General features: G+C 42.2%; 10 protein-coding genes. 9 read left to right on the top strand and 1 reads right to left on the bottom strand.

Annotation, left to right across the window (positions count from 1 at the left end; translation table 11 throughout):
* Positions 1–14: 14 nt before the first annotated feature.
* The 3 genes from carB to ACXAC4_RS11835 all read left to right on the top strand — a co-directional run bounded on the left by carB (position 15) and on the right by ACXAC4_RS11835 (position 5405).
* Positions 15–3233 (top strand): carbamoyl-phosphate synthase large subunit, encoded by a 3219-nt coding sequence (gene carB / locus ACXAC4_RS11845; RefSeq protein ID WP_475161797.1) that lies wholly within the window; start codon positions 15–17, stop codon positions 3231–3233.
* A gap of 114 nt (positions 3234–3347) precedes the next feature.
* Positions 3348–3824 (top strand): transcription elongation factor GreA, encoded by a 477-nt coding sequence (gene greA, locus ACXAC4_RS11840; protein ID WP_130256981.1) that lies wholly within the window; start codon positions 3348–3350, stop codon positions 3822–3824.
* 327 nt (positions 3825–4151) lie between these two features.
* The gene (locus ACXAC4_RS11835) at positions 4152–5405 is read left to right on the top strand and encodes a hypothetical protein (RefSeq protein ID WP_475161794.1); all 1254 of its coding nucleotides are present in this window, start codon (positions 4152–4154) and stop codon (positions 5403–5405) included.
* Positions 5406–5425: 20 nt separating this feature from the next.
* On the opposite strand, the gene ACXAC4_RS11830 is transcribed toward ACXAC4_RS11835, so the two are convergent.
* Entirely contained in the window at positions 5426–5866 is a 441-nt protein-coding gene (locus tag ACXAC4_RS11830) for a VOC family protein (RefSeq protein WP_475164113.1), read from the bottom strand.
* A gap of 161 nt (positions 5867–6027) precedes the next feature.
* Here ACXAC4_RS11830 and ACXAC4_RS11825 point away from each other — a divergent pair, with 161 nt between their 5' ends.
* The 6 genes from ACXAC4_RS11825 (at position 6028) to ihfA (ending at position 12813) form a co-directional block, all read left to right on the top strand.
* The gene (locus ACXAC4_RS11825; RefSeq protein ID WP_138478047.1) at positions 6028–7221 is read left to right on the top strand and encodes a sensor domain-containing diguanylate cyclase; all 1194 of its coding nucleotides are present in this window, start codon (positions 6028–6030) and stop codon (positions 7219–7221) included.
* Between the two features lie 65 nt (positions 7222–7286).
* A complete protein-coding gene (locus tag ACXAC4_RS11820; protein WP_475161789.1) occupies positions 7287–8342 on the top strand; it encodes a DUF2066 domain-containing protein in 1056 nt (351 codons plus the stop codon).
* Positions 8339–9049, top strand: coding sequence for a DnaA inactivator Hda (gene hda / locus ACXAC4_RS11815; protein WP_349286470.1), 711 nt, complete (start codon positions 8339–8341; stop codon positions 9047–9049). Before ACXAC4_RS11820 ends, hda begins: the two co-directional genes overlap by 4 nt.
* A gap of 83 nt (positions 9050–9132) precedes the next feature.
* Complete coding sequence (pheS, locus tag ACXAC4_RS11810) at positions 9133–10113, top strand: phenylalanine--tRNA ligase subunit alpha (protein WP_058030551.1); 981 nt, start codon at positions 9133–9135, stop codon at positions 10111–10113.
* 13 nt (positions 10114–10126) lie between these two features.
* Positions 10127–12514, top strand: a complete 2388-nt coding sequence (pheT, locus tag ACXAC4_RS11805; protein WP_475161784.1) for a phenylalanine--tRNA ligase subunit beta — start codon at positions 10127–10129, stop codon at positions 12512–12514.
* A gap of 2 nt (positions 12515–12516) precedes the next feature.
* Positions 12517–12813 carry an integration host factor subunit alpha gene (gene ihfA, locus ACXAC4_RS11800; protein ID WP_058030549.1) on the top strand — a complete coding sequence of 99 codons (297 nt, stop codon included), beginning with the start codon at positions 12517–12519 and terminating at the stop codon, positions 12811–12813.
* Positions 12814–12891: the final 78 nt, after the last annotated feature.

Genomic DNA, 12891 nt, shown 5'->3' with positions numbered 1-12891 from the left:
AGAGCGGAGTAACCATGCCAAAACGTACCGACATACAAAGTATTCTAATTTTAGGTGCAGGCCCGATCGTTATCGGTCAGGCGTGTGAGTTTGACTACTCAGGCGCGCAAGCTTGTAAAGCACTTAGAGAAGAGGGTTACCGAGTTATCCTAGTTAACTCAAACCCTGCAACTATCATGACTGACCCAGAAATGGCTGATGCGACTTATATCGAGCCAATTCACTGGGAAGTTGTTGAACGTATCATTGAAAAAGAAAAGCCAGATGCTGTACTACCTACTATGGGTGGTCAGACTGCGCTTAACTGTGCACTTGACCTAGACAAGCACGGCGTACTTGCAAAGCACGGCGTTGAGCTAATCGGTGCAACAGCAGATGCTATCGACAAAGCAGAAAACCGTGAGCGTTTTGATGCAGCGATGAAGGCCATTGGCCTTGAGTGTCCTCGCGCAGAGATCGCACACTCTATGGATGAAGCACGTGACACGTTAACGCGTATCGGCTTCCCATGTATTATTCGTCCTTCTTTCACTATGGGTGGTACCGGTGGTGGTGTTGCTTACAACATGGAAGAATTCGAAGAAATCTGTACTCGTGGTCTTGATCTGTCACCTACAAGCGAGCTTCTTATCGATGAAAGCTTACTAGGTTGGAAAGAGTACGAGATGGAAGTTGTTCGTGACAAAAACGACAACTGTATCATCGTATGTTCTATTGAGAACTTCGACCCTATGGGTGTTCACACAGGTGACTCAATCACAGTCGCACCAGCACAAACACTAACTGACAAAGAATACCAGCTAATGCGTAATGCATCGATGGCGGTTCTTCGTGAGATCGGTGTTGAAACAGGTGGTTCAAACGTACAGTTTGGTGTAAATCCAAATGATGGCCGTATGGTTATCATTGAGATGAACCCACGTGTATCTCGTTCATCTGCACTTGCTTCAAAAGCAACGGGTTTCCCAATTGCGAAAATCGCTGCAAAATTAGCAGTAGGTTACACGCTAGATGAGCTTCAAAACGACATCACAGGTGGCGCAACACCTGCTTCGTTCGAGCCGTCAATCGACTACGTTGTAACTAAGATCCCTCGTTTCAACTTCGAAAAATTCGCAGGTTCTAACGACCGTCTAACGACTCAGATGAAGTCGGTAGGTGAAGTTATGGCAATCGGCCGTAACCAGCAAGAGTCTCTTCAAAAAGCACTTCGTGGCCTAGAAGTTGGCGCGACTGGTTTCAATCCTGTTGTTGCATTAGATGACCCTAGCGCGAAAGAAAAAATCGTCCGTGAATTACGTGAGCCAGGTGCAGAGCGTATTTGGTATGTTGCTGATGCAATGCGTCACGGTATGAGCGTTGAAGATGTATTCGAACTGACTAAGATTGACCGTTGGTACTTAGTGCAAATCGAAGACATCATCAAAGACGAAGCGAAAATAGTTGAAGGCGGCATGGCTGGCCTTAACAAAGATTTCTTACGTCGCTTAAAGCGTAAAGGCTTTGCTGATGCGCGTATCGCAGAACTACTAGGCGTAAGCGAGTCTGAAGTTCGTAAGAAGCGTCATACTTTAGAAGTATTGCCTGTATACAAGCGAGTAGATACGTGTGCGGCAGAATTTAGCTCAGACACAGCTTACATGTACTCATCATACGATGAAGAGTGTGAAGCAAACCCGTCTGACAAAGACAAAATCATGGTTATCGGCGGTGGCCCTAACCGTATCGGTCAAGGTATTGAATTCGATTACTGTTGTGTACACGCGGCGCTTGCGATGCGTGAAGATGGTTATGAGACTATCATGGTTAACTGTAACCCTGAGACAGTTTCTACTGACTACGACACATCAGACCGTTTATTCTTCGAGCCAATCACGCTAGAAGACGTATTAGAAATCGTACGTGTTGAAAAGCCAAAAGGTGTTATCGTGCAGTACGGTGGTCAAACGCCACTTAAACTTGCGCGTGAGCTAGAGGCGAATGGTGTGCCAATCATTGGTACTTCTCCAGATGCAATCGACCGTGCTGAAGACCGTGAGCGTTTCCAGCAAATGGTTGAGCGTTTAGACCTACTTCAGCCAGAGAATGCAACTGTAACTTCACTAGAAGAAGCGGTCGCTAAGTCTCAAGAAATCGGCTTCCCACTTGTTGTACGTCCTTCATACGTACTTGGTGGTCGTGCGATGGAAATCGTATATGACGAAGACGATTTACGCCGTTATATGACAGAAGCAGTACAAGCTTCAAACGAAGCGCCAGTACTACTTGACCGCTTCCTAGATGACGCGATTGAAATCGACGTAGATGCTATCTGTGACGGTGAGCAAGTTATCATCGGTGGTATCATGGAGCACATCGAGCAAGCAGGTGTTCACTCAGGTGACTCAGCATGTTCACTACCAGCTTACTCATTAAGCCCTGAAATCCAAGACCGCATGCGTGACCAAGTAACACGTATGGCACTAGAGCTTGGCGTTGTGGGTCTAATGAATACCCAGTTTGCTGTTAAAGATGGCGAAGTATACCTAATCGAGGTTAACCCTCGTGCAGCGCGTACTGTACCATTTGTATCTAAGGCAACGGGTGTTGCACTTGCTAAAGTAGCTGCGCGTTGTATGGCGGGTCAGTCACTTGCAAGCCAAGGTGTAACGAAAGAAATCATTCCTCCTTACTACAGCGTAAAAGAAGTGGTACTTCCATTCGCTAAGTTCCCTGGCGTTGACCCAATGCGTGGTCCTGAAATGCGCTCAACAGGTGAAGTAATGGGTGTGGGTGACACATTCGCAGAAGCATTCGCTAAAGCACAGCTTGGTGCAGGTAACGTAATGCCACGTGGTGGTCGTGCGCTACTTTCAGTTCGTAACAGCGATAAGAAGCGTATCGTTGAGCTTGCTCGTACGATGCGTGAATTAGGCTTTGAACTAGACGCAACTGGCGGTACTGCGAAAGCATTAGAAGATGCAGGTATTGAAGCACGTCGCGTAAACAAAGTATTTGAAGGTCGTCCTCATATTCTTGACCGTATCAAAAATGGTGAATACAGCTACATTGTAAACACCACTGAAGGTCGTCAAGCAATCGAAGACTCTAAAGTACTTCGTCGTGGTGCACTACAGGGCAAAGTGAACTACACAACAACGCTTAATGCTGCATTTGCTAACTGTAAAGCAAACTCTGCAGATGACCGTGCAACGGTTTCTTCAGTACAAGAGCTACACAAGCGCGTAAATTAATTGTCGAAGCATTGCCTAGTCTATGCATCGTGATATAGACTTAGTCAATTAATTGAAATATTAAAGCCCGGTTTTACCGGGCTTTTACTTCTGTACTTCTGGGAAAGAATGACAATGCAACAAACTCCGATGACAGTACGTGGTGAGCAACTACTACGTGAAGAGCTAAACGAATTAAAAACAGTTCGTCGTCCTAAGATCGTGGCTGACATTGCGGAAGCCCGTGAACACGGTGACTTAAAAGAAAATGCTGAATACCATGCTGCACGTGAAGAGCAGGGGTTCTGTGAAGGTCGTATTCAAGAAATTGAAGCAAAACTGTCGACTGTACAAATCATTGACGTTACTAAGATGCAAAATAACGGCAAAGTTATTTTCGGCTCAACAGTGACAATCGTGAATTGTGATACAGACGAAGAGACAACTTACAGAATTGTTGGTGATGATGAAGCAGACATCAAGAGCAATCTTATCTCGTTCAATTCACCGATTGCGCGTGGCTTAATTGGTAAAGAATTAGATGATGCAGTAACTATCAAAACACCAAACGGTGACGTTGAATTTGAAATTATTGAAGTTGAGTATATCTAACTTCAGTTACTTCTTGCTCTACATACTTTAAAAAGCCAAGCATTCGCTTGGTTTTTTTACGCCTGTAATATCGTGTAATTGCAAAATTTGCATGATAATTTAAAGTTAAAGTACAAAAGAAAGGTTCAATCACTTTAGGGATTAAAGCTGTCACTTATAGTGTCGGAATTGCCTATTAAAGACTGTATGGATACAGAAGATAGAGCAATGTAGCAGTATTTGCCGAGAACAACGAAATAGCAAAATTGTACTTTGCTAAAAATTGGTTTTCTTTGCTATGTACTGCTCACTTGATTAAAACAATTTGCGTAACAGGGAGCGTTAGTTATGGTTGCGAATACTCATCTTCGATTTACACTACAACATCAGTTTTTTGATAAGCTGCTCGACAAAATATCTAGTTTGATTTCATTCGAATCCCTTACTCACCCTCATCAAAATAGATTCATTAATCAACGCCAAGACAAAAATGGCTGTAGTAGTAGGGTACTTCATGGCGGGAAGTTTTATAAAACATTGCATAGTGCTGATGAGTCATATGAGGCTTTATTGATAAGCGATCAAACTGAACATTGGTTTGCTTCGCTTGATGAAATAAAGTCTTTTTTAAATCAGCATAATATGAATGCCACTTTTATTGAGCTTGCACCAAACCAAACGGTGATACCAAGTTTTCAAAAAACGAATATGAATTTAGTGACAGCTTCTTTGCTGTTGCAATGGTTTAACTTTGGTCCATTTGGTTTTCATATTGAATGGCTTAAAGAAATGCCGAACTATAATGGCAGTTATATTACTAGGGCATTACTTTATCTAGATAAAAGCTTATCTGAAAAAGAATGGTTACTTGGTTATGGGCTACATTCGAACATAATGCCTATTTCAGGCAATCAGCCTGCAATCCACCAAATCATGAACAGCTTAGACATATGCCGACCAGTTTGTATTTTGGATGCGCATTTACCGATAGCTTATATTAATGACATCACAGCAGCTCTGGTTTTTAATGAGCTAAAAAAGAAAGGGGATTCACCCTATACAGATTTCACTGCGTTTAAGAACCAATTAGATGAGCAAGGGGGGCTGTTTGATAAGGAATTACTGTGGCTGATTGATGTTTTTCCAGAAGAGCAGTTACAGCAGCAAGTATCTCATTTGCTCTCCACCATAGATGATACCTTGTGTAAAAGTGAAGAAGCAGGGTTCAGTTCGATATTGGTGAATGACACACACACATTCTCTAGAGCGATTATTGATTATTACCAAGACGACTCATTGCCTGTAAAAATAGTGCGTGTTGAGCCAGCAACTGATAGCGACAACTATAAGGTTAAAATGGCCCCTGAGTATCCAATTGAGCCTTTATCCCCTTTTAGAGAACTGTTCTCGGTAATGAAAGGCAAAGGATGGAATAAAGAGCAACGCAGTAGTATGCAAGCCTTTTGTACTGCGGCTTCAGAGAGTGAGGGAGATTTTCAAAGTTACCTTGTTTTGAATGAAGACCCACTTGATGCCTATAAAGAAGATTTACTGTCAATTCAGGTACTAGGTAAGACAGATACAATTGAAGGGATCAGTTAACCCCTTCAAGTGTGTTGACGTTACCAGGTACCTGTATTTTCCATATCTACCCATGGCTGTTGAGGTGGTAAATAGTCACCTTTTTGTAAAAGCTCGATAGAAATACCATCTGGTGATTTAACAAATGCCATATGGCCGCAACGAGGTGGTCGATTTATTGTGACACCAGCATCCATGAGTTTTTGACAAAGCTCATAAATATTCTCAACTGAAAATGCTAAATGTCCGAAATTCTTGCCGCCTGTATATTCTTCAGAATCCCAATTATAAGTTAGCTCAATCGTTGGGCTAAAAGTTTGTTTCGCCGTTTCAAGCTGGCCAGGTGCCGCTAAATAAACTAACGTAAACCTGCCAGCTTCGCTGTCATAACGTTTCACTTCATGAAGGCCTAATAGATCACAGTAGAATGCGAGTGATGCGTCTAGGTCTTTTACGCGCACCATAGTATGTAAAAATTCCATCATTGCTCCTAATCAACTTTATGACAGACTTCATTAAACGAATAAAGTCTCAGGTTGGTTTGAAAAATCAGTTAAATGTTCTAAGTTAAATTAAATACGAAGCGTAGCTTAACGGACTATACTTATCTAGGGTAGCCCAGATGAGTATGCAAGGGATATAAATGGCCAAATTAACCATTACCAGTGATAACAATGTCATAGATAGCATGACTGATATTGTTGCATGCTTAAATACCAGTGACTCAATTCAGAGATTTCTACTCGACATCCATTGTATTTTACAAAAAGTGACTTACGCCGATAATTTCTATGTGGTGTTATTCAAAAATAATGGTGAGCTGTCTTTTCCGTACTTTCATGATGTCAAAGACGATATTCGGGCAGAAGATTTAGAAGATATTAAGTTTGAACAAATTAAAAAGACACTTACAGCCTATGCGTTAGAGCAAAAGACAATCTGTAATTTTACTGATGTAGAAATACAGCAGTTAATTGATGCTGGCACATTACAAGTGCTAGGCACAATTCCTCAGCAGTGGCTTTGCTTTCCTCTGAAAAATCGAAATCACTTTCTCGGCGCCTTCATAATTCAATCCTACCGTCGTAATGATGAATACTCTGGCGTTATTGTTGATGTACTTTACACCATTAGTCATGTCATATCTTCTGCGCTAGATGCATTTAATAACCAACAAGCGTTGCTCGAAGCCAATCAAACCTTGCAAGATTACCAAGCCGAATTAGAAAAGCATGTTGCAGCCAGAACACAAGAGCTTCAGCAAAGCTTAGAAGACTTGCAGCATGAGGTCGAGAAAAGCGAAAAGCTGCAATCACAACTAGAATATGAATCTCTTCATGACAACCTCACAAACTTGGCGAATCGGAAATACCTATTCAAAGAGCTGTCACGGTTAGCCTCTAAATCTGAACGAAACAAAATAGAAGTGTATGTGTTGTATCTAGACTTAGATGATTTTAAACCGATAAACGATGAGTTTGGTCATAAAAGTGGTGATTTGGTTTTAAGAACTGTTGCACAAAGGCTGACCAGTGAAGTGAGAGGGTATGATTTGGTTGCCAGAATTGGTGGTGATGAATTTGTGGTCTTACTGATGGAGCCGTTACACTTTGGTGTGCTTGAACAGCTTTGCCAACGATTACTACGTAGTATTCAACAGCCGATACAATTAGAGTCTGAACAAGTCGTTAATTGTGGCTGTAGCATTGGTGTGGCAGGGAATTATACTCAACAATTTACCGCTGAAAATTTACTTCATCAAGCTGATCAGTCTTTGTATGCAGCTAAAAACAAAGGCAAAAACCAAGTTCACTTTGCCATGAGTCATGAGCAATAGGTTTAACTTGCTTTATCTTTTAGTTGCTTTAGGATCAAACTCAAACGTTTTTTAAATACCTTGATATGATCCTAAGACTGTTACTTCTATGTTGTTTACTCACTCCAAGCCTAGTTAAGGCGATAGAGGTATTAGACCTTTATGAGAGTACGCTCTACATCGATGATAAAACGCGTGCCAGTCGCGTTGATGCCAGTAAAGCGGCGCTTACTAATGTGATCAAAAAGCTTACAGGTAAGTCTGAAGTAAACTCTCACCCTTTAATCCGCCAAGCGATGCGCTCTATTTCTGACTATATGTTGAAGTATGAGTATCTAGAAACGCGTGATGGTGAATTACAGATAAAAGTAAAATTCGAAGCGCAAAAAGTCGAAGAGTTAGTTCAAGATGCAAATCTACCTTTATGGGGTAATAGGCGACCTAAAATTGCCATTTGGCTTGCGATTGAAGATGGTTTTCGTAGAGACTTCGTGACCCAAGAAAGCTACCCTCAGTTAGAACGTCTTATTTATGATACGGCCCAGGATTGGGGCGTCCCAGTGGTTGTGCCACTAATGGATTTAGAAGATAGAAGCAAAGTCGGTATAGCTGAAGTGTGGGGCAATTTTTCAGAACCAGTTGAAATTGCGTCGATGCGTTATCAAGCTGAGCGCGTGATCACAGCAAGAATGTTCAAACCAGAAGCCAGTGATTTCTGGCAACTTGAGTGGCGCTATACCGATGCTGAATTATTTGAATCGAATCAATTGGTAGGCGACAAGCAGCAGGTACTGATTCAAATGGTTAATAATTTTTCTGATGCTTTGGTTAAGCAGTTTGCTATTGATCCAAATAAAACTTACGCATCAGCAAGCTCAGTACTGACAGTCGATAAACTCTCTGACTTTGTGACCATAGAGCAGGCGAGAAGGCAGCTTATTAGTATCAGTACTGTTGTTGAAGTGGACGTCATCGAACGCACGAACGATGCGGTAAAGTTTTTAGTTGAGCACACCTCTGATGTCACAGACTTAGTTAAAGCGATAAAACTCGAGCGAAGCTTTACACCGTTTGTAGACCCAAGAGCTTTTTATCAACTTGAAGATAGCCACAACCTCAAGTATTCATGGGTAGGCGAATAATGCAACTAGAGCCAATGCAAATGGCTTTGCCAGTAACTTTACCTGATGATGAAACATTCAGTGCCTATTTTGGTGGGGAAGAGTCTCTTGAGGTGAACCACTTAAAGGCGACATTAGAAAATCGCAATGAAGATTTTCAGTTTACTTATTTATGTGGCTTAGCTGATTCAGGAAAATCTCACTTACTCTATGCTACTTGCATTGCGGCACAAGAGTTAGGCTTATCGACTATGTTGTTGAGTCTTAGAGAAGTGATCAGTTTTGGCCCAGAAGTACTCGATGGTTTAGAGTCTTTAGATGTACTGTGTATAGATGACGTGCACTTAGTTGCTGGTGTTGATGTGTGGGAAAAAGCGCTATTTAACTTTTTCAATCGTTTTAATGAAAAAGGTAAGTGCTTAGTGGTCACGGCAGATTTACTGCCAGACATGCTACATATCAATTTACCTGATTTAGAGTCTCGTCTAAAGTGGGGCACAACTTTCCAAATTCGCTCTATGAGTGATGATGATAAAGCAGAAGCATTAGTTAAACGCGCTAACATGCGCGGTCTTGAGTTAACCGATGAATGTGCGCGCTTTTTACTAACCAGATTAAGCCGTGATATGCGCACTTTACTCGATATTTTAGACAGACTCGATCATGCATCCATGGCTGCACAAAGAAAACTCACAATTCCTTTCATAAAAGCCACTTTAAAACTGTAGAAGGGCTAGAATCCAGCCCTTGCTTTCAGTTATCATTGTCGATTAATAAACAGCAAATTACCTCAATAAAGATCAGGTAGAAAATGAACTTAGAGAATATCTTAGCCGAAGCGCTTGAAGCCGTTTCGAGCGCGAGCGAAATTGCGCATCTTGAAGATGTACGCGTAAAATACCTTGGTAAAAAAGGTGAGATCACAGGTCTTTTAAAGACTTTAGGTAAATTAGCACCAGAAGAGCGTAAAGACGCGGGTGCAGTGATCAACAAAGCTAAAACGCAAGTACAAGACGCAATCAACGAAAAGAGAGAAGCACTGGTTGCTGCTGAGCTTGAAAAGAAACTGGCTGCAGAAACAATTGATGTGACTTTACCAGGTCGAGTAATGCCGACAGGTGGCATTCACCCAGTAACTCGTACAATTGAAAGAATTGAAACTTTCTTTGGCGAGTTAGGTTTTGCTGTTAAATCTGGTCCTGAAGTTGAAGACGACTTCCACAACTTTGATGCACTAAATATTCCTGAGCATCACCCAGCACGAGCTGATCACGATACTTTCTACTTTAATCCTAAGTTAGTTTTACGAACGCAAACAAGTGGTGTACAGATCCGTACTATGGAAACTGAACAGCCACCGCTTCGTATTATCTCTCCTGGCCGTGTTTACCGTAACGACTACGACCAAACACACACGCCAATGTTCCACCAAGTTGAAGGCCTAATGGTTGATACTGACGTGAGCTTTACTGAACTGAAAGGTATTTTGCACGACTTCTTGCGCAACTTCTTTGAAGAAGACATGGAAATCCGTTTCCGTCCGTCTTACTTCCCATTTACAGAGCCTTCAGCTGAAGTAGATGTAAAAGGTAAAAACGGTAAATGGTTAGAAGTATTAGGTTGCGGCATGGTGCATCCAAACGTACTCAAGTCTGTTGGCATCGACCCAGAAAAATACACTGGCTTTGCATTCGGCATGGGCGTTGAGCGTTTAACTATGCTTCGCTACGGTGTGAACGACTTACGTGCGTTCTTCGAAAATGACATGAAATTCCTAAACCAATTCAGATAAGAGCGAAAGAAATATGAAATTTAGTGAAAAGTGGTTACGTGAGTGGGTAAATCCAGCTATCGATACCGAGGCTCTTTCTGAACAACTTTCAATGGCTGGCCTTGAAGTTGATGGTGTGGATGCCGTTGCCGGTGACTTCAGTGGCGTTGTGATTGGTGAAGTGGTTGAGTGTGGTCAACACCCTGATGCTGACAAATTACGCGTGACAAAAATCAATGTAGGTGAAGACGAGCTGCTAGACATCGTGTGTGGTGCAGCAAACTGTCGCCAAGGCCTAAAAGTTGCAGTTGCTAAAGTTGGTGCGGTATTACCGGGCGACTTCAAAATTAAAAAGGCCAAGCTTCGTGGCCAACCCTCTCACGGCATGTTATGTGCGTTTGAAGAACTAGGCATGGCTGATAGCTCTGACGGTATTTTAGAACTTCCAGCAGATGCACCAATTGGTCAATGTATTCGTGAATACTTTAACCTTGATGACGTGACAATCGACGTTGACCTAACAGCGAACCGCAGTGACTGTTTAGGTATTAAAGGTCTTGCACGTGAAGTTGGTGTATTGAATAGCCAAGACGTAACAGAAGTTTCAATTGCAGCCGTTGAGCCAACGATTGAAGACACGATTAAGATTGAGCTTGTGAACAGCCAAGCTTGTCCTCGTTACTTAGGCCGTATCATTAAAGGTATTAATCTAGAAGCGACAACTCCACTTTGGATGGTTGAAAAGCTTCGTCGTTCAGGCGTACGTTCAATCGACCCAGTTGTTGACGTTACAAACTATGTGTTACTTGAGCTTGGTCACCCAATGCATGCATTTGATTTAGCAGCTATTGAAGGTGGTATTAAGGTTCGTAACGCAAACGAAAATGAAGAGCTAGTGTTACTTGACGGTAATACGGCAAAACTTAACCCTTCAACGTTACTTATCGCGGATGATAACAAAGCGCTAGCAATGGCAGGTATTTTTGGTGGCGAAGGCTCAGGTGTTAAAGAAGGTACGCAAGACATCTTACTTGAAAGTGCATTCTTCGCACCACTGGCGATTGCAGGTCAAGCGCGTAGCTATGGCTTACACACAGATGCATCACACCGTTATGAACGTGGTGTTGACCCTAAACTGCAACGCGATGCTATGGAACGCGCAACAGCATTACTTCTTGAGATTGTAGGTGGTGAAGCGGGTCCAGTTGTTGAAGCAGTATCTGAAGCAGACTTGCCTGCTGAGAAGTCAGTAACACTTCGTCGTGAGCGTTTAGACCGTGTTATCGGTTATCACATTGAAGATGCTAAGGTAACAGATATCCTAACTCGCTTAGGTCTAACGGTTGAATTTGCAAACGACACTTGGAACGCAAAAGTGCCAAGCTACCGTTTCGATATCAGCATCGAAGAAGACCTAATCGAAGAAGTGGCGCGTGTATTTGGTTATAACAACATTCCAAATGTAGCACCGACTGCAGCGCTTAAGATGACGACTCACCAAGAAGCTAAGCTTCCGGTTGCTAAATTCAGAAATGAGCTCGTTGCGCGTGGCTACCAAGAAGCGATTACTTACAGCTTCGTTGACCCTAAAGTACAGCAGCAACTTCACCCGCAAAGTGACGCGCTAGTCTTACCGCACCCAATTTCGATTGAAATGTCGGCAATGCGTGTAAGCTTACTGACAGGTTTAATCAATACGGTTGTATATAACCAAAACCGTCAGCAATCACGTTTACGTTTCTTTGAACATGGCTTAAAGTTCTTAAAAGATGAAACTGCAGAAAATGGTGTGAGCCAAATCGCGGTTCTTGGCGGTATCATTTACGGTAATACCCATAACGAGCATTGGTCAATTGAGTCAAAGCCAGTTGATTTCTTCGACGCTAAAGGTGATGTAGAAGCACTTATCGCTTTAACAAATGACGTAAGCCGTTTCTCATTCAAAGCCGAAGCAAATGATGGCCTTCACCCAGGTCAATCTGCTGCAATTTACCTTGATGACAAGAAAGTTGGTTTTATTGGTGCTGTTCACCCTCAGCTTCAAAAGTCTCTTGGTTTAAACAATGCAGCGTTTGTATTTGAAATTGAAGCAGATGCATTAGTTGCTCGTAAGCTGCCAGAAGCGGTTAGCGTGTCAAAATTCCCATCAAATCGCAGAGATATTGCTATTTTAGTTGCGGATGACGTAAAAATAGGCGATATTTTAAATAGCATTGAGAAAGTTGGCGGAAATCAATTAGTTGACCTAAACTTATTCGATGTGTACAAGGGCAAAGGTATTGAGCCGGGCTTTAAGAGCCTAGCGATAGCTCTTACATTGCAAGCAGCTGATAAAACGCTCGAAGAGAATGATATCAATACGCTTGTAGAAAACGTGGTGGCAGAACTTGCCAACAAATTTAATGCATCGTTGAGGGACTAGATATGGCGCTTACTAAAGCAGACATAGCTGAACACCTATTTGAAAAATTGGGGATGAACAAAAAGGATGCCAAAGACATAGTTGAAGCGTTTTTTGAAGAAATCCGCTCAGCGCTGGAAAAAGGAGAGCAGGTAAAGCTTTCTGGTTTTGGCAACTTTGATCTAAGAGACAAAAAAGAGAGACCAGGACGTAATCCTAAAACTGGAGAAGATATTCCAATCTCTGCGCGTCGTGTTGTAACTTTCCGCCCTGGGCAGAAGTTAAAGACACGTGTAGAAGTAGGAACAAGCAAAGAATAGCTGATCTAGTCTCACCTGATTTATAAATAAAACCCTAGCGTAAGCTGGGGTTTTTTATTTTCTGGCGCTTTATTTTGA

This window comes from Pseudoalteromonas sp. AWM4_233 (genome assembly GCF_056158285.1).
The sequence above is the reverse complement of the archived record's forward strand: the minus strand, read 5'-3'. Positions and strand labels throughout refer to the sequence as shown.